The organism is Pseudoalteromonas sp. Z1A2 (assembly GCF_011378755.1).
Classification (GTDB): domain Bacteria; phylum Pseudomonadota; class Gammaproteobacteria; order Enterobacterales; family Alteromonadaceae; genus Pseudoalteromonas; species Pseudoalteromonas distincta.
The window spans coordinates 1-20892 of sequence record NZ_WTKX01000020.1 but is presented as its reverse complement, the minus strand read 5'-3'; the positions used below and the strand labels follow the sequence as shown (position 1 = coordinate 20892).

The window sequence follows — 20892 nt, the reverse complement described above, 5'->3', positions numbered from 1 at the left end:
GTGTTTATAAAAGTTTAAAGATCATTACAGCATTTTTCAAAGGTATGAAGGACTAGGTAGTGACTGATTACTTAAATGTAATATGCCTCGCCTTGATTTAATTGACGCAGAGCTCGCCGTTATCGCTTACGTAGAGCTCTGAATAAATGCTATATCTATTCCTCTATAAATGCTTCGCCTTGTGTCATCCACTTAGCAGCAGGTTTGCCTTTTAAGTAATGATCAAAGTACTGCATCATACGTACTGAAAAATCGACCTGATTAGGAAACTTTTTCAAGTGGTGTGGTTCACCTTCGTATTGTAAAAAGGTTGCATCTTTACCTGCGCGACGAAGCGCTAAGTAGTACTGCACGCCTTCGTGCCAAGGCACTGCATCGTCTTTATCGCCAAACATAATTAAAATAGGGGTATTTACTTTATCTGCAAAAAACACCGGTGAGTTTTCTATGTACAGCTCTGGTGCTTCAAATAAGTTTTTACCTATACGGCTTTGCCCTGTTTCGTATTGAAACTGACGAGCAAGACCTGATTTCAAACGTATGCCACTGTAAGCACTGGTCATGTTTGATACTGGCGCGCCAGATACAACCGCTTTAAACATATCTGTTTGGGTTATCATAAACGCACTTTGATAGCCTGCCCAAGAGTGACCTTGTAAGCCTATTTTATCTGGGTCGGCTATGCCTAAATCTATTAATTTTTGGGTGGCGTTGATCATGGTTTGCGTTGACGATTTACCCGGGTGACCTATTTCAAAACGAATGTCAGGTAAAAATACCGCATAACCGTTTGAGGTAAACATAGGGAAATTAGGGCGATGGTTTAATTCCATTTTAGGAAAATCAAACATGCGTTGACTCATGTAACGGTAAAAATACACAACCACAGGTACTTTATCGCCTTTTTTATATCCCGCTGGTTTTATTAATACACCTTGTAAATCTTCACCGTCAAAGCCTTTATAGCTTATTAGTTCTGGCTTTTCGCTCCAGGCAAAATTACTAATTTGTGGGTTTAGCGTGGTCACTTGTTTTGGTGAACTAAAGCTAAAATCTGTTTGGTAGTAATCAGGAAATTGGCTATAAGTTTGCGAGGTAAATAAGTACTTGTCAGCCTTTTTGGCTTTTTTAACCATATCAAAGCGTTTATCACCGCTAAGCACCTTAGTTAGTGTGTTAGTGGTTAAGTCGAGCTTTGCAACTTCGCTTTGTTTAGTTTGTAAGTTAATAGCAGAGACAAGTAATGTATCGCCTTTTTTAAAGCCCACTTGGGTTTTATCAAGCTTAATAACACGGTACTGCGTATTGCTTTGCTTACCATTAGTTAGGCGTTTAGCTTGCTGCGTTTTTACATCAAACGCCCAAATATCGTATTTACTATAAGCAAGCACTTGGCTGCTATCGGTCATCCAACCAGCAAAACCATAACCAGGTTGAGTAGATGGGTAGTCGTGTTTATCATCAGCAAAGGTTGCCTGAATCGCTTTTGTAAGCGGTGTTACTTTATTATTTTTTAAATCTTTTAACTGTATTTGGCTATCGCTAAAATAAGCTGCAAACTCACCATTAGGGGCAAGGCTCGGTCTAAACGGGTAGTTACTTATAATTGGAGTTTGTTTACCGGTGTGTATATTTACTGCAAAGTAATCAGCAAAAAAACCGCCGTACATAATTTTTTTTAGGTAGGGGATGTTAGATGAGCCAAGTAAAGATATATCTCGCTGAGGGTTTAGTGCAACCTCAGGCATGTTTGGTGTACTAAGTTGCGCAACTTTTTGCGAGTTAACGTGATACACCGCACTGTAATGGCGATTTTTATTAACTTCGTTCCATTGTTGCTCTTCACGTGGTTTTATTTGCGCATCGTTGTTGTGCCATACATTAAGACCTTTATGCTCACGTATGGTATCAAAGTCGTACAGTGAGGCTTCGTCGGTATATTCTTTAGTTTTTACTTTAGCTGCTAATTTAGGATGGTTTTCAAAATATAAGCGCTCGCCATTTTCTGACCATTCAAGGGTGGCTGTTTTCCCTAACGTCCATGCTTTATTAGGTGAATCTATAGTTGAGAGCTTCTCGTTTTTATATAGCTGTAAAGTGTAGTTTCGGCGGCGCGTGTCATCATTTACATAGTTACCCAATGTAAACGCTGCAATATTGTCAGTGGGGTGCCACGCTATTTTATTTGCGATTACGCCAGGTTCATCAATTAATACGCTGCTATTAAAGTCACTGAGCTCAATTAACGCTATTTGGTTGTTATTACCATCGCTGTAACTTTGACTCACTAATAGCTGGCTGTTAGCTGAGTTAATAGCGTAGCTAAATACGTTTTCTATTGTATGAGTGCGTTTATCAGATAAATTTACGATAACAAGCGCATAGCTCTTATCTTTTTTATCGGGCGTGATAGCGTTGTCTTCTTCGTTTTTAGTGCTATCGGTTTTATCTTCTACTTTTGCGTCATCGTCTTTTTTATTTAAACGATAAGCAAGCCACATACCGTCATCAGATAACGTGTAATCTTTTACATTAGCAAAGCTTTGTTGGGCACCTGATTGTGTGTTTACGAGTACCAGATTGTTTTTAAGTGTGTCTTTTTTTTTGGTTGTTTCTTTTTCAAGTAAGGTAGGTACTTGTGTAAAGGCGACCCAGTTAGCGGCTTTATTAATATGAGGCTTAGTGCCGCGTTCTACTTCTGCGATGAGTGTATTGCTTTGTAGTGAGTAAACTTGACCAGTTGCATTTCCACGATACGGCGTTGCACTAAAAGTGAGTACTTGACCATTGTCAGATAGTTGTGTGCTTTTAGCTGATTTAAAACTAAATACGTCTTTAAATTGTAGCGATTCTTTGGCGTGTATGCCGGTGCTAGTTAAGCTGGCAACGAGTGCCGTGCTTAATAAGGTGAGTTTTGTTTTCATTATTGATTCTCGTATTATGACATTGTTTCATTGTAACGAGTTTGGTTCATAATTCGAGCGGATCAGATAAATGGCAGCTACATACGACAAAACGACCCGCAGGTCGTTTTTTAGTATTCAATTTATTAATTTAGCAAACATTACAGCCAAATTTTTTGTAGCTCAAGCCATTGTTTTTCAAATTGAACACTAGGTTTTGCTTTAAAGTCGCTACGTACAAACTGATTCATTTTGCCTTCAACGTAGGCAAGTAAAAAGTTTGCAAGTGTAAGCTCATCACTTTGAAAGTTTTTACCTTCACGTAATTTGCGCTCACGAAGCACTTGTTTAAACTGAGTTTCTAGTTTTTCAAACAAGGTTTGTACACGTTCGCGTAAACGTTCTTGCTCACCTTGCAGAGCATCGCCCGTTAAAATACGAGTAATACCTGGGTTTTTTTCAGCAAAGGTTAGAAGTAATAATAGAATGTTATAAATGCGCGTTTGGCTTTCTTTTTCGTTTTCAATAATAATATTTATACGAGATAAAAGGGTATCTTCAATAAACTCAATTAAGCCCTCAAACATACGCGCTTTGCTCGGAAAATGACGGTATAGCGCGGCTTCAGACACACCCACCTCAGCAGCTAGTTTTGCTGTGGTGATGCGTTGTCCTAAATTAGTTTCTAACATTTGTGCGAGTGCTTGCAGTATTTGCTCTTTGCGATTACTTCTTTTTGTCGCAGGCATGAACATTCCTTTTTATTAGTTATTCTTAGTGGCGCAGTTAAGAACCCTAGTCATTTTTTGTTCAAATGATTGGCGTATGTTAATGTTTTATTCAGTTTGTTTCCAGCCTTTTTATAGATGTTTAGCCAGCTGTTCGATCACCTTGCGAGCTATTTCTACTTTACTTGTTGTTGGTAATTCTAGTTGTTCATTGTGCCAGTACAGTGTTAAAGCATTATGATCGGAATTAAACCCTAAGCCACTTTTTGATACGTCATTAGCGCAAATCATATCTAGATTTTTATTTTGTAGTTTACCTTTAGCATAGCTTTCTACATTTTGAGTTTCGGCGGCAAATCCAACCGTATAGGGGCGGTTTTGTGTAAGGTTTGCAATAGCTGCAATTACGTCAGGGTTTTTAGTTAAAGTAAGGGTGAGTTCGTCGCCTTGCTTTTTCATTTTTTGAGTCGCAATGTTTGCAGCTCGATAATCCGCAACAGCAGCGCAACCTATAAAAGCATCAGATTGTGATGCATAGGTAAGTGACTCAGTTAATAGCTCCTCAGCGCTTTCTATATTAATAAGGTTTACGCCAGTTGGGGCTTTTATAGTGACAGGGCCCGAAATTAAATTAACCTTAGCACCGAATTGCAAAGCTGCTTCTGCTAGTGCATAACCCATTTTTCCAGAACTGTGATTTGATATAAAACGTACCGGATCGAGAGGCTCACGCGTTGGGCCTGCCGTTATTGTAATTGTTTTTCCTGCAAGTAGTTGCGGTTGCTCTTTTGCTATACATAGCGCAACTAGCTCATGTGGCTCTAACATGCGTCCAGCGCCTATATCACCACACGCTTGCTCACCTTTACCTGGGCCCCAAATAAGTACGTTACGTGCTTTTAATGTGGCTAAATTTGCTTGTGTAGCTGCGTGTGCATACATTTGCTGGTTCATGGCAGGTGCTACAGCTACTTTTGCAGGCGTTGCTAGCAGTAACGTCGTTAGTAGGTCGTCAGCAATGCCCGCTGCCATTTTTGCAATAATATTGCAGGTAGCTGGGGCAACTAAAATTAAGTCAGCCCATTTTGCAAATTCAATATGCCCCATTGAAGCTTCGGCAGAAGGGTCTAGTAATGAGTCAGAGACTGTTTCTCCACTAACGGCTTGCATGGTCAGTGGTGTAATAAAGTGTTTAGCTGATTCAGTCATAACTACTTTTACTTCACAACCAGCGTCTTTTAATCGCCTAACGAGTTCTGCGCATTTATAAGCTGCAATACCGCCGGTAATACCTAGTACAATTTTTTTGTTTGTTAAGTTAGTCATGAATGTTCATCAGTTTTTATTAAATATTGGGCTTAAAATAACAAATCTTTACCCGTACAGCGAAGTTTTTTAATTCGAAATAACAGGCTAAATTTTAAATTTGCATTACATTTATAAGACACTTTCGCCTCTCAAGGATGAACAATGCAACTTACTTCACTTCCAAACTCACTTCGACCTCGTGAAAAACTCATCTCCAAAGGAGCTAAAGCGCTTACTGATGCTGAGCTCCTTGCCATATTTTTACGAACAGGGTTACCAGGAATGAATGTAATTGAGTTGGCTCAGCATCTATTAAATGAAAATAAAACCCTACATAATTTGTTTAATGCCAGTATTGAGGAGTTTTGCTCTCAAAAGGGGTTAGGGACCGCTAAGTATGTGCAGCTACAAGCTGTATTAGAGCTAAGCCAACGTTATATGCAGGAGCGTTGCCAACGAGATGCAGTGTTTAATTCGCCTAACTCAGTTTATGACTATCTAACAATTCAAATGCGAGGCTTGCAACAAGAAGTATTTATGGTGTTATACCTAGATAGCCAAAATAGATTAGTAAAAGACGAAATACTTTTTTATGGCACAATTAATTCTGCCAGTGTTTATCCGCGTGAAGTGGTAAAGGCTGCCCTTAAAAATAATGCAGCCGCTGTTATTTTTGCGCATAATCACCCAAGTGGTATTGCAGAACCGAGCCAAGCAGACAAACTTATTACGAATAAATTGCAGCAAGCACTGCAATTGGTCGACATAAGTGTGCTCGATCACATCATTGTTGGTGGAGAAACCTGTGTTTCGTTTGCCGAGCGAGGCCTGATTTAGCTTTGTTAGACACATAAGTGTGTTAAAAATGAGCTGTTTAACGTGTTTTGGCAAATTAGTTTAATTTAAATGCAGTTTTTACTTTCCCTAAGGGCATTCGATCTTTATAATTAGCCGCTATCAAATTTACATATATGAGCTGATTGGATAGATCAGTGTTTGATCTTTGCCTGTAAAAGCTGTATAAAGAGCGCCCTTCGATTTATCTCTAGGGCGGAAATACACGGCCTTAGATTAAATTAAGCTCGAGCGAAGTTATTGGAGATATATAGACATGTCTAAAGTATGTCAAGTTACAGGTAAGCGTCCAGCGGTTGGTAATCACCGTTCACACGCGAGAAACGCGACTAGACGTCGTTTCCTACCTAACCTACAAACACACCGTTTTTGGGTTGAAAGTGAAAAACGTTTTGTAACATTACGCACTACTACTAAAGGTATGCGTATTATCGATAAAAAAGGCATCGACACGGTTCTTACAGAAATCCGTGCTCGCGGCGTTAAAGTTTAAGGATCTGAATCATGCGCGATAAAATCCGTTTAGTTTCAACTGCCGGTACTGGTTTTTTCTACACTACTGACAAAAACAAACGTAACATGCCTGAGAAGATGGAAATCAAAAAGTTTGATCCAAAGATTCGTAAACATGTTCTTTTTAAAGAAGCTAAAATTAAGTAATTTTAGTTCTTCTTTTAGAATTTAAAAACCCAGCTTAGGCTGGGTTTTTTGTTTTTAAACTATGATTAGCGAATTGACATAAAAAAACCTCGTTGGCATAACCAACAAGGCTTTTAAATCAAAAAACGTTATACCAATAGCATTAAATTAGTGATTTATTTAATGCGATAAAATAATCATGTTTTTAATAAAATTGGTATCATTAGATTTTTGTGAATGCATCTTGTAGTGGTGGTACTACTTGCTTTTTACGGCTCAGTACACCATCTAACCATACTTTATCATTCTCTGGTTTTACACCGTAAGCCTGCTCAACTAAGTTTGCATCGTCAGATACAATTAGCATTTCTGAGCCTTCTTTCATTATATCGGTAAGCAGTAAAAATACAGAGTGGCGGTTGCCCTCAACTTTTAGCTTAGCAATATCGGCTGCAAGGTCTGCTTTAATATCGTCAAAAACAGCAAGGTCGATTACTTCTAGCTGGCCAATGCCTACTAGGTTACCGTTCATGTTGAAATCTTTAAAGTCACGCATTACTAAATCACGTGCTGGTGTGTCTTCTACCGCAGATTTAACGCGGAACATATCCATACCAAGTTCTTTAAAGTCTTCGATGCCTGCAATTTCAGCTAGCGCTTCAACACATTTAATATCGGCTGTGGTACATGTTGGCGATTTAAATATAACTGTGTCGCTTAAAATTGCACACATCATGATACCAGCGATGTCTTTAGGGATTTCTACGTTGTAGAAGTCATACATCATTTTAATAATGGTGTTTGAACAACCAACAGGACGAATCCAACATTCAAGCGGAGTCGATGATGTTAAGTCACCTAATTTATGGTGATCTACCACACCAACAACGCGAGCTTGGTCGATATCATCAGGTGCTTGTGTTTTTTCTGTGTGATCTACAATATACACATCTTCACCAGCGTAGCTTAACTTAAGCTCTGGTGCTTCAAAACCAAATCTATCAAGGATAAATTGAGTTTCAGGTGAAACTTCACCAAGACGAGTTGGAATTGCTGGCTCATCAATTTGGTTTTTTAAATAAGCCAGTGCAATTGCACCACAAATAGAATCTGAATCTGGGATTTTATGGCCCACTACATACATAGACATTGACGGAACTCCTTTAAATTTGCCGATATTCTAACAAAGTCTGCGGCCTTTAACATATAGACAGCGCAATTAAGTTTTAGTTACACTTTAAAATCTTGAATTTATTAGGTGTATTTATATGCGACTGGGCCGTAAAGGTTGGAACAACGTTATAATATTTTCGATGTTGATTATGATCTTCTTTTTAAATGGCTGGCATAAGCAATTTTTAGGAGGGGAGGATAAACCAGCGTTACAAGCTGTACTCCCCCAGCAAAGTTTTGTACTTACACTGCAATTTGTTGATCAAAAAATTGAGCGAATAGGAACAAGTTGGCGTACAACACCACTACAAAAAGATATACCGCTCGTGTGGAAAGCTTCTGAGCAGCAGCTTAGTGATTTAGTTAACCAATGGCAAAGTGCGGCGCTAATGGGGGTTAATGAGTCTGTTGTTTTTAATCCTAATGCACCTTTATACGTTGCTACATTTGAGTTGGCTGGCGAAAGTATGCCGTGGGTTTATTTGCTCTACAAAGGCGATGGACAATATTATTTACTCGAAAAGAGAAGCCAGCGAATACTCGCACTCGATTTAAAAACTGCTCAGCAGTTATTCCCTAGTTTTGATTTTTCACAAAGTGAGTCTAATTAATGCCTGAATTACCAGAGGTAGAAGTGAGCCGAATGGGTATCACTCCCCACGTACAAAACCAAGTTGTTACAAAGGTAAATATTTACAATGCCAGTATGCGCTGGCCAGTGCCCGATGATGTGTATCAACTTGAAGGGCTAATTGTTACAAGTATTGAGCGACGAGCTAAATATTTACTTTTACATTGTGAGCTTGGGAGCACTATTTTACATTTGGGTATGTCAGGTAATTTGCGTGTAGTAGATAAAAGTGAGCCGCTTAAAAAGCATGACCATGTAGAGTTTATTTTTGGCAACGGTAAAGCGCTGCGCTTAAACGATCCTCGTCGTTTTGGTTGTTGCTTATGGCAAGAGCCCGGTGAAGTGCATAAGCTACTCTCTAAGCTTGGTCCTGAGCCGCTTACCGATGATTTTTTTGCTAAACGCGTGTACGAACAATCGCGCAATAAAAAAGTACCCGTAAAGCAATTTATTATGGATAACGCAGTGGTGGTTGGTGTTGGTAATATTTACGCGAATGAATCGTTATTCAAAGCGGGTATACATCCAAAGCGAGAAGCGGGAAAAGTATCGCTCAAACGTTATCAAGCACTTATCCCTATTATAAAAGACACGCTTGCGGCGGCTATTACACAAGGTGGTACAACGCTTAAAGACTTTGCACAAAGTGATGGTAAGCCTGGGTATTTTGCCCAAGAGTTATTAGTATATGGGCGCAAAGGTAAGCCATGTATGACGTGCGAAAACGAATTAGAAGAAATTAGATTAGGGCAACGCAGTACTATTTTTTGCTCAAATTGCCAAAAGTAGTTATTTGAATTTTACTGACTCTAAATTTAATGAGATTTAAGGGCCAGCTCTAAAAGCGGGCCCTTTATTTTAAAGCTCGAACGGTGCTACACCGACTGCCTTCATTTTATATCCTACCTGCGCGATTTCGCCCGACCATGTTTCTGTGCTTATTATTCCGGTTACAACGATTGCGTCGTAAAGACTATCTATAGGCACACCACCTTTAATCGTTACATGGACTATTTGATTTGGCGGTGGTGGTGGTACGTGTATACAGGCGCCAAAATAAGGCACGAGTAAAAACTCAGTAATGACTTCGCTATCGCCCTCAAGTGGCACAACAAAACCTGGCAAACTTACCGATTGACCATCAAGCGCTTTTACCACTGGAGCATCTAAATCGGGTTGCACCCAGTTTTGATCGCTGCCTTCGTGATTAGCTTGTGCTTGAGTGTCTATTTGCATATGACCTTTGGGAATTAAGTCTTCCCAAAAAATTTCTTTTGGTGGATTGGCATAGCTCGCTACGCTTATAAATAATAAGCTAATAGCAGCAATGTATTGAAAAGCTGTTTTAAAAAATGTCATAAAATACCTAAAAATTATGCTTTTATACTCATGCCATCGCTGAGTGAATAAAAATAAGCGCGAGTAGCGGGTATTAAGCCAATAACAAAACCTGCGGCCATAATAACCCCGATTAAGCCCAGTTCATAGTAAGAGAGCATTGTGATATTTACGCTTATACCGGCATGGCTTTGTAAGTAACCGCTGGCTGAAAAAATAACTAAGTAATAAAGCGCACTACCTACTAGGCAACCAAGTAAAGTGGTCAGTAATGACTCAATACTAATAAGTGTAAATAAATGCCAAGGGCGAGCGCCTACTGAGCGCAATATAGCAAGTTCGCGACGTCGCTGGCTCAGGTTTGCAAGCAATGTCGTTAACATACCAAGTAAGCTAACTAACACGACAACAGCTGAGAATAGTAATAGTATTTTTTCTACTATGGCGAGCATTTCCCATAACTCTTTAAGTGTTACGGTTGGCATAATGCCAAGCAGGGCTTCTGGCTTATATTGATTTATATTGCGCCTAATTTGTAATGTATACAAAGGCGAGTTAAATCCCATTAAAAATGCTGTAATTTGCTTTGGGTGACCGACTAGGTTGTTATGTTCGTCATGCTCATGCTCATGCTCATGCTCATGCTCATGCTCATGCTCATGCTCATGCTCATGCTCATGCTCAAGGCTCGCTTTACCGCCGTGAATTAAATCGATTGCAGCCAAAGGAATGTGCAGCGTTTTATCAACTGGCGTGCCTGTTGGGTTTAAAATGCCGACGACTTTAAATGGGTTATCGTCATGATGATGAAAACTGGTGTTCCCCATGCCGTGCGATATAACAATAGAGTCGTTAAGTTTGTAGCCTAGTTTATTTGCAACTTCGCTACCTAGCACCACTTCGTTAATTGCGGCAAAAGGGTGGCCTTTGTTAAAGGTTAAATTTTGTTTTTTTGCAAAGCGATAATGGCTAAAGTAATCAAGTGTTGTGCCTAGTACCGCTTGGCCTTTATGGCTGTCGCCTAGGCTTATAGGTATGCTCCATTTTACGCCTCGCTGACTTGTTATGTATTGATAACTTTTCCAACTTACGCCGTTATTAGTATGGCCAATTCTAAATACTGACGAAAGCAGCAACTGTATATCGCCGGTACGCGCACCAACAATTAAATCAGTGCCCGAAATAGTATTACTAAAACTACTTTTAGCATCAATTCGTACACGTTCAATACTCAAAAGTAGCATTACACTAATTGCGATAGTAAATAATGTAAGCAGTACACTTGCGCGGCGATTTAATAAGCTTTTGTAAGCAAGTTTAGCGAGAATCATACCTGCTCCTGCAAATTTATAAGATCAATGGAGCGGTTAAATAAAGGCTTTAGTGTTTCATCGTGGCTCACAAATACCAGCGTACTATTAGATAACTTTGCTTGTTCAAACAGTAGCTTTATAAAGCTCTCACGGTTATTTGTATCGAGTGCAGATGTGGGCTCATCAGCAATTATTAGTTCAGGGCTGCCTATAAATGCGCGAGCGGCAGCAACGCGCTGTTGCTGTCCAATACTCAGTGTCGCTACATCTTTATGGTGATACTGGGCAGTAAGGCCTAAAGCATTTAATAACCGTATCGCTTCTTTTTGTAAGGCAGAGTTTTTATTTGATGATTTCTTTAATATTTTTTGTTTTCGGCTTTTTGAAAACTCACACCCAAGCGTTATATTTTCAATAGGAGTTAAATAAGGAAGCAGGTTAAAGTTTTGAAAAATGTAGCCAATGTGATCCGCTCTAAAAACATCACGGGTGGTATTGCTTAATGTAGTTAGGTTTTGGTCTAAAATTGATACCTCACCGCTGGTGGCTGTATTAATGCCAGCAAGAATCGCTAATAAGGTCGATTTACCTGAGCCACTAGGACCGTGTAAAAAAATATGCTCACCTTTTTCTATAACTAACTCTTTTATGTTGAGCGTGGGTGAGCTATCGCTTTTATGCCACTTAAAAGTTACGTTTTTCAGGTTTATCATTATCCGATTACCAACCCCAGTAGTTTAGATCTTTACGCATTTTTAGCTGTCTTATTATATTTAATGGCTTGGGTTTTAGTTTTTCGTTACTTTGTAAAAATTCATTAGCTGCATTTAATACGCGTTGGCTAGATTGGCCATCGGTATACGGATGAAGTTCCTGGCAATAGCTTTCAATATTTTGCATTAAATCACTAGGTTTAGTAAGCACGTGTTCAATAGCTGCTTCTACTTCATCTGCGTCGGTAATATCAAGTAAATGAGGAAGTGGTTTTTGATTACAAAACGTGACTACCGGTTTACGTAGTAGTAAAAACATTAAAAGAACTGACGATGTATCGCACAGCATAACATCAGCAGCTTGCAGTAACGGCAAAACGTTATCGGTTTCAATAAATGTTAGATTTTCGTTACTCAGCGCTTTATATTTATTAACCCATTCGGCAGGCATTTTAGGATGAAACTGCATCAAAATACGCCACTTACCTTGCTCACTAAAATGTTTTATTTGCTCATATAATTTAGGAGCAAGTGATAGCTTTCGTGAGAAAGTAGAGCATATAAGTAAAGTAGGGCGAGGGTCGTCGCTTACATAAGGATTATTTGAAGTGTTACTAAAAAGTGGATCGAGTGTTGGCCAGCCAGTTTCAGTTACTTTAAAGAAACCATGCTGCTTAGCTAGCTCTTTAAATCGGGTTGTTGTATTTGGGCCTTGCGTACAATATAAATCGTAACAACCACGAATAGTAAAATGACCACGATTACCTTCAGAGCTGCGCTTTTCAGAATTAAAACCATGAAATACAGCTACTTTTTTACCTGGAATAAAGCTAGGTACTATATTACCCGGTATAAACGTAATGTTTGGAGCCCAGCTTTTTACATCTTTTATGGTATGTAAACGTGGCTCGTCTGTGGATAAAAAATCGGGGTTTACTTCGCTACCCGCTAAAAACCAGCGTACTTCACCACCATGTGTCAATATTTGCGCCTGCAAAGGTCTCAAGATAGCGTATGAATAATTCTGAGAAATATACATTAAGTATTTTTTATTTTTAGTGGCAGTTAAGTAGTTCAAGCTATCTCCTCAGGCTGGTTAGCACATTAAGTTTACCCCATTGCGACTCGCTTATAAATATATGCCTTTATTTGTTTTAAGCATCCGATTGAGCTTTGAGGTTGGCTAGATTATTATACAGCCCATATAACCCCATACCATACTTTGCTCAAAGAGCATCCCTAACCCCGGAGATAGCATGACTAGCTATAAAGTTTTAGACGTAAACGATGATTTACCCATTCGTACCAAAGGTGAAGTACACAGCGGTAAAGTTCGTTCAGTTTATTGGTTAACTGATGAAGACAGCGCACGATTAATTAAAGATAAAGGCTACCAAGTACCGACAGGTACTGAGCTTGCTATTATGGTTATTTCAGACCGAATTTCTGCATTTGATTGCATTTGGCAGGGCGAAAACGGTTTAAATGGCGTACCAGGTAAAGGTATAGCGCTAAACTCAGTGGCAGCCCATTGGTTTAAGTTATTTGATAAAGCGGGTCTTGCGGGCAATCATATTGTAGATATTCCGCATCCGTATGTGTGGATTGTACGTAAAGCCAGTACAGTGAAGGTAGAGGCAATTGCTCGCCAATATATTACGGGTAGCATGTGGCGCGATTACGCTAAAGGCATACGTAACTTTTGTGGTATTGAATTACCAGAGGGTTTAAAAGCGAACCAAAAGCTTGATAACGTTTTAATTACGCCGTCAACAAAAGGTATTATTGAAGGCGTTGCTGATATTCCGCCTGTTGATGATGTAAATATTACTCGCGCTAATATTACTAATAACTTAGATGTATTTAACTTTAAATCGGCAGATGATGTAACCAAATACGAAAAACTGTTAGTTGAAGGTTTTAAATTAATTAGTGATGAACTAGCGAAGCTTGACCAAATTTTTGTAGATACTAAATTTGAGTTTGGTTATGTAGAGGATTTAAATGGCGCGCAACAGCTTATATATATTGATGAAGTAGGCACGCCTGATTCGTCACGTATTTGGGATGAAGCCGCTTACAAAGACGGTAAAATTGTTGAAAATTCTAAAGAAGGCTTTCGTCAATTACTGATTAATAACGTGCCAGAGAGCGACGTATTATTAAATAAAGATCGCATGAGTGAGCGTGAGCAGTTAGCTAAAGATTATATTTTACCAGAATCAGTAATGCTTGAAGTGTCAAATACCTATGTTGGCATAGCGAGTAAAATTGTTGGCAGAGATATCGTGATCCCTGAAGATCCTCGCCAAGAAGTTATTACTATTTTAGATAACGATTACGGATTAATTGTTAAATAACAGCACTTAAGTGCTAATAAAGCCGGTAAATAAATCTTTATTTTTAGTTACTGGGCTATAATTCTTGCAATTAGTGCTCGTCTCTAATTAACTTAACCTAACATTAATGTTTAGGTATTGTTATGTTTGAACGGGCATTGCAAAAGTTTGCTAAAAGTCATTACTTTTTAGCTATAGGTTTGTTTTTTAGTCAGTTTGCTTTAAGTGCGAATATTGAATTAGTAATAGAAGATCAACACGGCCAAAAGTTATCAGGTGCTGTGGTTGAGCTTAATATTGCTGGTAAACAAGCCACACCATCAAATTTGCCCATTGCTATAATGGATCAAGTCCATAAGCAGTTTTTACCCGAATTATTAGTTGTACAACAGGGTCAAAAAGTTAACTTTCCTAACAGCGATAATATTCGCCATCATGTTTATTCTTTTTCACAAGCTAAGCCTTTTCAACTAAGATTATATTCAGGCCAACCAAAAGAGCCCATTACGTTTGAGCAACAAGGGGTTGTTGTTTTGGGGTGTAATATACATGACTCTATGGTTGGCTATATTTATGTAGCTAACAGCGAATTCGTATATAAAACAGATAAAAAAGGCTATGTAAATTTGCCTATTAATACACTGCCTGCACAAGTGAGTGTGTGGCATCCATTACAAACAGCACCATTGGAGAATAAAAAAATGATAACAATTAATTCTCAAAAACAGTTACAGATAACAGTAAACACATCAACTCCAGCACCCAGAAATACCTTTGGTAGTAAGTTTAAGGCTGGTAATGACTAATAGTTTACGAAATCGCATAACCATTTTATGTGTTGGCTTAGTGTTATTAACCACTATGGTCAGCTTGTTTAGTTTTTGGTGGTCTACGAGTAAATTTCAAGAAGAAAAAGTAAATCAAGATATTACCGTAGCGCAAAATGTTTATAAGCAATATTTAAAGTCAAAAGAAAGCCTACTGTTAACCGCTGCAAAAGTACTCACCTCCGATTTTGGTTTTAAGCAAGCTGTAGCAACGCGAGATGCAGGTACAATCAGCAGCGTGTTGTTTAATCACAGTCAGCGTATTGATGCCGAATTAATGTTGTTACTTGATTTATCGGGTAAGCTAATTTCCGCCAATACTGACGAAGACGTTTTTGCACACAACTTAAAGCCCTTGATGGAAGAGCTTTTAAGTGCGCCAGAAGAGTCTAGTTTTGTGGTGCTTAATAACGAGCTGTATCAAATTATTTTATTACCTGTAAAAGCGCCACGTACAGTAGCCTATAGTTTGGTGGGCTTTAAAATTGACGACAATGTAGCCCATGAACTAAAAAGCTTAACAGGCATGGATGTAAGTTTTATAGGCAGTGCTGACGATATTGTTATTAGCTCATTAGCTAATCGTCCTGAGCAATTTGAACCTGTTAGCTATTTTAGTACCGTAACCACATCGCGGTTTTTTGGTGAGTATTTAGTGTTTCGTAACCGAGAAATAGATTTACCATCGTTGTTGACCCATCCCATAATTATTTTGCTGAGTGCCGATTTAACACAAAGTTATAGTGATTTCGAAAAACTGCTTTTTACACTTATTATTTTAGCTATTTTAACTATGTTTGTAGGTGTTATTACAAGCAGCATATTTGCAAATAATTTAACTACGCCACTTACTCAACTAGCTGTAATAGCAAGGCAATTTGCACAAGGGAATTATGCTTTTGAATTTAAAGGCCAAAGGCAAAGTACCGAAATAGACACGCTAGTCGCAGCGTTTGATAGCATGGGTAATGATATTAATCAGCGCGAGCAACAAATTAGCTTTCAAGCCCGTCACGACTCCCTAACAGGCTTTTATAACCGCTCAGCAATGCTTGAGGTGCTTGATGATGAGTTAGATTCATCAGCCGAGTACACGCTCGTTGCAATAGACATAAAAGGTCTTCGCCATATAAACGATAAGCTCGGTCCGCGCATTGGTGATGACTGCCTAAAGGCCGTTGCTTGCAGAATAAGTGAGTTTTCGGATGAGTTAGGGGGCTTTCATGCCCGTATTGGCGGCGATGAGTTTTTAACTGTGTTTCCGACTGCGGCAGCGCGTGAACACAAAAGCGGTATTGTTGGCTTAATGGCACAATTACAAGCGTGCTACACCATTCAAAAACTAAAAATTAACTTACGCTTTAGTGCAGGCATTGTGCAGTATCCTACACAAGGTATTGCAAGTGATGACTTAATGCGCCGTGTGCTAATTGCAGTTGAAAGTGCTGCAAACACACAAGAGAGCATACATTACTATCAAAATGGCGAAGACGAAGCGCACTTAGAGCGCTTAATAATGCTTGATGAACTAAAGCAGGCTATTAGTGATGACGATGGTCAATTGTTTATGACTTATCAGCCAAAATTACATTTGAAATCGCAAAAAATAGATAAAGTTGAGTCGCTTATTCGCTGGCAGCGAAAAGATGGTAGCTGGGTTAATCCTGAACTGTTTATTGACTTAGCCGAGCAGTCGGGGCTTATTGTTGAGCTTACTGGGTGGGTTGTTAATACGGTTATAGCACAAGTAGCTGATTGGCAGTCTAAAAATATAAACTTACAGGCTGCAATAAATGTATCTGCGCAAGATATAGCATTTCCGGGCTTTCACGCTGCATTAGTTCGCACGCTTAAAAAGTACAAATTAGATTCTAAGCTGATCACTATTGAGCTTACTGAGCGCGATATGATCGAAAACGAAGAAAAAGGTATTAAAGCGCTCGAAAACCTAAAGGCAATTGGCGTTAAAATATCATTAGATGATTATGGTGTAGGGCAAACATCACTTGGTAGATTAAAAATGCTGCCTATTGATGAGCTTAAGCTAGATAAGTGCTTTATCCTAAAACTTGATGAATCGCAAAAAGATCAATTTATAGTGCAATCATCAATTACGTTGGGACATCAGCTAGGTTTCTCGGTTGTAGCTGAAGGGGTTGAAACGCTTGGCTCATTAAATTTACTTAGAGGCATGCAGTGCGACCATGCACAAGGCTATTACTTAAGTAGGCCTTTAAAAGCAGAACTATTAGAAGAATGGCTGGAGGAATACTATGCAAAAAATTAAATACTTATTAGCAAGTTTGTTTTTAATAGTTAGTGTGCCGAGCATTGCAAGCAATGGAAAACTGCTAGCTACGCCGGGAGTTTCTCAAATTGAAGGCAGTGGCGGCGGGGGGATTGTACCGTGGGCACAACTTGCTGGGTACGCAAGTGATGATGAATTTTCGGTAAATGGCTTTTGTAGTCGCGCAGATGTAACCGACTACACACTTGACGTATGTGGTGCACAACTTAATTTATTTAATCGTGTTGAGCTTAGTTATGCCCAACAGCGCTTTGATGTACCAGCACTTGATGCTGAAATAGAGCAATCAATTACAGGTGCTAAAATACGTTTGTACGGCGATATTGTTTACAGTGATTGGCCACAGCTTAGCTTAGGGATTCAGCATAAATCACTGGATGATGGCAGTATTGCAACACTTGTAGGCGCAGAAGAGACTAGCGGTACTGACTACTACCTCGCTGCTAGTAAATTACATTTAGGGGCTATTGCTGGCTATAACTGGTTTTGGAACGTAACTACAAGATACAGTGAAGCTAATCAACTTGGTTTACTTGGTTACGGTGGAGAAAATACTAGCGGAAAAGTATTATTTGAAGGCAGCACAGCACTATTTTTGAGTCGCGAAATAGCCGTAGGTGTTGAGTATCGTCAAAAATCAAATAACTTAAACTTAGGCGAACAAGATTGGAAAGACTTATTTGTAGCGTGGATGCCTAACAAGCATGTGAGTGTGACTGCGGCTTACCTTGATTTAGGAAGCATTGCAGGGGCTGACGATCAAACAGGTTGGTATTTATCGGTTACAGGGTATTGGTAATGAAAAGCGTTGGTATTTTTTTGATTTGTTTAGGGTTGCTTAGTGGGTGTGCAAATTCTACTAAGCTCTCACTTTATCAAAAGCTGGATGGTAAAGCTGGGATAGGCAGAATTGTTGATAGCTTTATCTATCAAATAGGCAATGACGAGCAGATAATTCATTACTTTGAACACAGTAATATAGCGCATTTCCGCCAAGGATTTATTAATCATATGTGCATGTTAGTAGAGGGCCCGTGTACATACGATGGTGACTCTATGGTGGCAATTCATACTGGTATGCATATTACAGAGAAAGATTTTAATCATGTTGTTGATTTGCTTATAAATGCAATGAATGAGCAAGATGTTAGCCATAGCTTACAAAACGATATTCTTTCTAGAATGGCGCCACTTCGTGATGAAATTATAAAAATGTAACTATAAAGCTTTCAAAGTAATTATTAAGTAAAGGGAACCTTGCTTTGATTGCATTGTCCACATAGAATTATTTCATAAAAACAACAATTGGCAAATATAGCTTGTATGGCTTATCTATTTATTTCTCGCAAAAATGTACACGCAAAATACTATAAAAAAATAATCAAAAGATTGTCGATGAATTGCCAATTACACATCATGGGAGCGCCTAAGCTTTCTGCTGTGAAATATTTAATAGATGCGTTCCAAGTTAATTTTACTGGTGTAGTAAACTCTCAACTAAAACGTAAAAGAGCACGTAATACAACTTGGAATAATTCTATCGTTACTGCGGTTTATAGTGCTGGTTTAGTTTTATTTGAACGATTACGATACGCCAAGTATTTAGCCTTATTAACCGAGACTAATCCTGAATACATTGTCATTTGGAACGGCAATAAACTTCCAAATACAACCGTTGCTATGGCTGCAAAAGCATTAGGTGTAAAGCAGTTTTATTATGAAAATGGTTTACTACCCGGTACAAGCAGTTTAGACCCTAATGGTATTAACTATAATGCGTCGTTAAGCCGTGACCCTTCTTTTTACCTAAATTTTGACCCACAAAATAAGTTAAACTTTTCTGCGCCGGATTTAATTCCAAGAGCTGATCATAAAAAGCGCTGTGAATTTGAGTGCGCCGATGTGCCAGAACGCTATATATTTGCGCCTTTTCAAGTACCTCACGATACTCAATTAGCTAGCTTTTCTCCGTGGATAAACTCTATGGACATGTTTTACGACGAGGTGATTAAAGCCGTCAAAAGCTTAAATGATCCAAGTTTAAAAGTGGTTTTTAAAGAGCATCCGTCGTGGCATAAACATTACGCTCATCTTTATGAAAAAGATCCGATTGCAATTTTTGCTAATGGAAATCAAACGAGTGATTTGATTAAGTGCGCAGAAGCCGTATTAACGATTAATTCAACGGTCGGCTTAGAAGCATTACTGCTAAATAAACGAGTTTTAACTCTTGGACAAGCCTGTTACAACATTGAGGGTTTGGTAAAGCATGCGAGCACTGCAGAGCAGCTTGCAGCAAATCTGAACGAAGTAATGCAGGGCTGGCAACCAAATACATTATTAAAGGATAAGTTTTTTAGCTTTATTGAACATGTATATTGTATTCCTGGCGTTTGGAAACACACTGAAGATAAACACATTAAAGCGATTGAAGCGCGTTTTACGGGTAATGATGAGTTTGCTAAATATCATGGTGATAAGGAATCGTAGTGAAAAACCTAATTAGCTGTCAGCAATTACACGATCAACTTAATAATCCTGCATTAGTGATATTTGATGCAGGTATGCTGCGCCCAGGTGTTTTGGGTACTTATTCGCCACAAGCAATGCTGCCCAACGCTAAACGTTTTGACATAAAAAATGAGTTGGCCGATAGATCTAACCCCTTACCAAGTACGGTATGCAGCGAGCAGCAATTTACTCATGTTATGCAAAATGCAGGCGTAAATAACGATTCGTTCATAGTTGTATACGAAGATGGCGGTTTATTTAGCGCAGCAAGGGCGTGGTGGATGTTTAAAGCTATGGGGCATCACAACGTAAAAGTACTCAGTGGTGGCCTTAAAAAGTGGTTAGAGAGTGGTTACGCCACACAGCAAGGTTATAGTAAATCGTTAGGTAAAGGTGATTTTACGGCAAGCTATAATCCTGAGTATTTTATCAATAGCCAACAAGTGGTTGACGCAATTGATGAGCCCAGCATTGTATTGGTAGATGCACGTGCTTATAAGCGTTTTACAGGCGAAGAAAGTGAACCCCGAAAAGGCATGCGTAGCGGGCATATCCCAAATAGTCGCTCGTTGCCTTTTATGGATTTACTTAATAAAGGTGAAGCCAAACCACTTGCCGAAATTAAAGCGATATTTAGTGACGTGGTTGATGATGCGCGGCAGTTACAGTTTAGCTGTGGCTCAGGTATTACAGCGTGTGCTTTAGCGTTATTTGCTACCGAATGTGGTTACAGTAATTTAAGCGTTTATGATGGCTCGTGGAGTGAGTGGGGTGCAAGTGATTCATTACCCATCGCCACAGGAGAAAAGTAGATGTGTTGTGGGTTTAGAGCTTGCTCACGTTAAAGCCGCAGCGCCTCTAAACCTCTTTGTGAATAACAGTATTTAAAAATATTACTCACAAGGAGAAGTGAAAGAGAAGAAAATGAGAAGGTAAAAACCAGTGCTTGCTCGTATTTGAATACTCTTTTTATACAATCACTTACTCTAAAAGCGCAGCGCCTCTAAACCTTCTTGTGAATAACAGTACTTAAAAATATTATTCACAAGGAGAAGTGAAAGAGAAGAAAATGAGAAGGTAAAAACCAGTGCTTACTCGTATTTGAATACTATTTTTATACAATCACTTACTCTAAAAACGCAGCGCCTCTAAACCTCTTTGTGAATAACAGTATTTAAAAATATTACTCACAAGGAGAAGTGAAAGAGAAGAAAATGACGGAGTTTTTCAAGTTAGTTGTCGCATCAAATTAAATTTTATGCCGCCCGCATTGCTTCTTTTTTCTCTGGATTTAAATTTACTTCAT

20 protein-coding genes are annotated in these 20892 nt (G+C 38.9%); 12 read left to right on the top strand and 8 right to left on the bottom strand.

Annotated elements, in window-relative coordinates; genetic code table 11:
- Positions 1–155: 155 nt before the first annotated feature.
- The 3 genes from GQR47_RS13960 to coaBC form a co-directional block, all read right to left on the bottom strand.
- Entirely contained in the window at positions 156–2924 is a 2769-nt protein-coding gene (locus GQR47_RS13960) for a prolyl oligopeptidase family serine peptidase (RefSeq protein WP_024595538.1), read from the bottom strand.
- Between the two features lie 140 nt (positions 2925–3064).
- Entirely contained in the window at positions 3065–3652 is a 588-nt protein-coding gene (slmA, locus tag GQR47_RS13955) for a nucleoid occlusion factor SlmA (RefSeq protein WP_004335558.1), read from the bottom strand.
- Positions 3653–3763: 111 nt separating this feature from the next.
- Entirely contained in the window at positions 3764–4957 is a 1194-nt protein-coding gene (gene coaBC / locus GQR47_RS13950; protein WP_154903588.1) for a bifunctional phosphopantothenoylcysteine decarboxylase/phosphopantothenate--cysteine ligase CoaBC, read from the bottom strand.
- A 144-nt stretch (positions 4958–5101) separates the two neighbouring features.
- Between coaBC and radC the strand changes: the two genes are divergently transcribed.
- From radC to rpmG, 3 genes are all read left to right on the top strand, one after another.
- Positions 5102–5776, top strand: a complete 675-nt coding sequence (gene radC, locus GQR47_RS13945) for a DNA repair protein RadC (protein WP_024590645.1) — start codon at positions 5102–5104, stop codon at positions 5774–5776.
- A 274-nt stretch (positions 5777–6050) separates the two neighbouring features.
- Positions 6051–6287: a 50S ribosomal protein L28 gene (gene rpmB, locus GQR47_RS13940; protein ID WP_004335549.1), complete on the top strand. Its 237-nt coding sequence runs from the start codon at positions 6051–6053 to the stop codon at positions 6285–6287.
- A gap of 11 nt (positions 6288–6298) precedes the next feature.
- Positions 6299–6454 (top strand): 50S ribosomal protein L33, encoded by a 156-nt coding sequence (rpmG, locus tag GQR47_RS13935; protein WP_004335545.1) that lies wholly within the window; start codon positions 6299–6301, stop codon positions 6452–6454.
- A gap of 202 nt (positions 6455–6656) precedes the next feature.
- On the opposite strand, the gene GQR47_RS13930 is transcribed toward rpmG, so the two are convergent.
- Positions 6657–7583, bottom strand: a complete 927-nt coding sequence (locus GQR47_RS13930) for a manganese-dependent inorganic pyrophosphatase (RefSeq protein ID WP_004335532.1) — start codon at positions 7581–7583, stop codon at positions 6657–6659.
- Between the two features lie 118 nt (positions 7584–7701).
- Here GQR47_RS13930 and GQR47_RS13925 point away from each other — a divergent pair, with 118 nt between their 5' ends.
- Together GQR47_RS13925 and mutM are read left to right on the top strand one after the other, a co-directional pair.
- Positions 7702–8217, top strand: coding sequence for a hypothetical protein (locus GQR47_RS13925; RefSeq protein ID WP_004335529.1), 516 nt, complete (start codon positions 7702–7704; stop codon positions 8215–8217).
- A complete protein-coding gene (gene mutM / locus GQR47_RS13920; RefSeq protein ID WP_004335526.1) occupies positions 8217–9026 on the top strand; it encodes a bifunctional DNA-formamidopyrimidine glycosylase/DNA-(apurinic or apyrimidinic site) lyase in 810 nt (269 codons plus the stop codon). Before GQR47_RS13925 ends, mutM begins: the two co-directional genes overlap by 1 nt.
- 69 nt (positions 9027–9095) lie before the next feature.
- Here mutM and GQR47_RS13915 read toward each other — a convergent pair whose 3' ends face one another.
- The 4 genes from GQR47_RS13915 to GQR47_RS13900 are packed head-to-tail and all read right to left on the bottom strand — an operon-like array spanning position 9096 to position 12679.
- Positions 9096–9596 carry a DUF3299 domain-containing protein gene (locus GQR47_RS13915; protein WP_004335523.1) on the bottom strand — a complete coding sequence of 167 codons (501 nt, stop codon included), beginning with the start codon at positions 9594–9596 and terminating at the stop codon, positions 9096–9098.
- Between the two features lie 14 nt (positions 9597–9610).
- Positions 9611–10906, bottom strand: a complete 1296-nt coding sequence (locus GQR47_RS13910) for an ABC transporter permease (RefSeq protein WP_165723907.1) — start codon at positions 10904–10906, stop codon at positions 9611–9613.
- On the bottom strand, positions 10903–11601 hold the full coding sequence (locus GQR47_RS13905; protein WP_024597019.1) for an ABC transporter ATP-binding protein: 699 nt from the start codon (positions 11599–11601) through the stop codon (positions 10903–10905). The genes GQR47_RS13910 and GQR47_RS13905 overlap by 4 nt, the downstream gene beginning before the upstream one ends.
- Before the next feature lie 7 nt (positions 11602–11608).
- Complete coding sequence (locus GQR47_RS13900) at positions 11609–12679, bottom strand: CDP-glycerol glycerophosphotransferase family protein (RefSeq protein WP_206016136.1); 1071 nt, start codon at positions 12677–12679, stop codon at positions 11609–11611.
- Between the two features lie 178 nt (positions 12680–12857).
- On the opposite strand from GQR47_RS13900, the gene GQR47_RS13895 reads away from it, so the two are divergent.
- The 7 genes from GQR47_RS13895 to GQR47_RS13865 all read left to right on the top strand — a co-directional run bounded on the left by GQR47_RS13895 (position 12858) and on the right by GQR47_RS13865 (position 20398).
- Positions 12858–13961: a phosphoribosylaminoimidazolesuccinocarboxamide synthase gene (locus GQR47_RS13895; RefSeq protein ID WP_004335513.1), complete on the top strand. Its 1104-nt coding sequence runs from the start codon at positions 12858–12860 to the stop codon at positions 13959–13961.
- Between the two features lie 122 nt (positions 13962–14083).
- On the top strand, positions 14084–14746 hold the full coding sequence (locus GQR47_RS13890; RefSeq protein WP_004335512.1) for a methylamine utilization protein: 663 nt from the start codon (positions 14084–14086) through the stop codon (positions 14744–14746).
- Positions 14739–17054 (top strand): EAL domain-containing protein, encoded by a 2316-nt coding sequence (locus GQR47_RS13885; protein ID WP_024597017.1) that lies wholly within the window; start codon positions 14739–14741, stop codon positions 17052–17054. The genes GQR47_RS13890 and GQR47_RS13885 overlap by 8 nt, the downstream gene beginning before the upstream one ends.
- Positions 17041–17874, top strand: a complete 834-nt coding sequence (locus GQR47_RS13880) for a DUF3034 family protein (RefSeq protein ID WP_024597016.1) — start codon at positions 17041–17043, stop codon at positions 17872–17874. Before GQR47_RS13885 ends, GQR47_RS13880 begins: the two co-directional genes overlap by 14 nt.
- Positions 17874–18293, top strand: coding sequence for a group 1 truncated hemoglobin (locus tag GQR47_RS13875; protein ID WP_024597015.1), 420 nt, complete (start codon positions 17874–17876; stop codon positions 18291–18293). The genes GQR47_RS13880 and GQR47_RS13875 overlap by 1 nt, the downstream gene beginning before the upstream one ends.
- 177 nt (positions 18294–18470) lie before the next feature.
- Complete coding sequence (locus GQR47_RS13870; protein ID WP_240915897.1) at positions 18471–19565, top strand: capsular biosynthesis protein; 1095 nt, start codon at positions 18471–18473, stop codon at positions 19563–19565.
- Entirely contained in the window at positions 19565–20398 is an 834-nt protein-coding gene (locus GQR47_RS13865) for a sulfurtransferase (RefSeq protein ID WP_024597013.1), read from the top strand. The genes GQR47_RS13870 and GQR47_RS13865 overlap by 1 nt, the downstream gene beginning before the upstream one ends.
- The last annotated feature ends 494 nt before the right edge of the window (positions 20399–20892 follow it).

Bases quoted from the DNA above. Each gene is read 5' to 3' on its own strand.
- GQR47_RS13960 (WP_024595538.1), bottom strand. From the start codon at position 2,924: ATGAAAACAAAACTCACCTTATTAAGCACGGCACTCGTTGCCAGCTTA.
- slmA (WP_004335558.1), bottom strand. From the start codon at position 3,652: ATGCCTGCGACAAAAAGAAGTAATCGCAAAGAGCAAATACTGCAAGCA.
- coaBC (WP_154903588.1), bottom strand. From the start codon at position 4,957: ATGACTAACTTAACAAACAAAAAAATTGTACTAGGTATTACCGGCGGT.
- radC (WP_024590645.1), top strand. From the start codon at position 5,102: ATGCAACTTACTTCACTTCCAAACTCACTTCGACCTCGTGAAAAACTC.
- rpmB (WP_004335549.1), top strand. From the start codon at position 6,051: ATGTCTAAAGTATGTCAAGTTACAGGTAAGCGTCCAGCGGTTGGTAAT.
- rpmG (WP_004335545.1), top strand. From the start codon at position 6,299: ATGCGCGATAAAATCCGTTTAGTTTCAACTGCCGGTACTGGTTTTTTC.
- GQR47_RS13930 (WP_004335532.1), bottom strand. From the start codon at position 7,583: ATGTCTATGTATGTAGTGGGCCATAAAATCCCAGATTCAGATTCTATT.
- GQR47_RS13925 (WP_004335529.1), top strand. From the start codon at position 7,702: ATGCGACTGGGCCGTAAAGGTTGGAACAACGTTATAATATTTTCGATG.
- mutM (WP_004335526.1), top strand. From the start codon at position 8,217: ATGCCTGAATTACCAGAGGTAGAAGTGAGCCGAATGGGTATCACTCCC.
- GQR47_RS13915 (WP_004335523.1), bottom strand. From the start codon at position 9,596: ATGACATTTTTTAAAACAGCTTTTCAATACATTGCTGCTATTAGCTTA.
- GQR47_RS13910 (WP_165723907.1), bottom strand. From the start codon at position 10,906: ATGATTCTCGCTAAACTTGCTTACAAAAGCTTATTAAATCGCCGCGCA.
- GQR47_RS13905 (WP_024597019.1), bottom strand. From the start codon at position 11,601: ATGATAAACCTGAAAAACGTAACTTTTAAGTGGCATAAAAGCGATAGC.
- GQR47_RS13895 (WP_004335513.1), top strand. From the start codon at position 12,858: ATGACTAGCTATAAAGTTTTAGACGTAAACGATGATTTACCCATTCGT.
- GQR47_RS13890 (WP_004335512.1), top strand. From the start codon at position 14,084: ATGTTTGAACGGGCATTGCAAAAGTTTGCTAAAAGTCATTACTTTTTA.
- GQR47_RS13885 (WP_024597017.1), top strand. From the start codon at position 14,739: ATGACTAATAGTTTACGAAATCGCATAACCATTTTATGTGTTGGCTTA.
- GQR47_RS13880 (WP_024597016.1), top strand. From the start codon at position 17,041: ATGCAAAAAATTAAATACTTATTAGCAAGTTTGTTTTTAATAGTTAGT.
- GQR47_RS13875 (WP_024597015.1), top strand. From the start codon at position 17,874: ATGAAAAGCGTTGGTATTTTTTTGATTTGTTTAGGGTTGCTTAGTGGG.
- GQR47_RS13870 (WP_240915897.1), top strand. From the start codon at position 18,471: ATGAATTGCCAATTACACATCATGGGAGCGCCTAAGCTTTCTGCTGTG.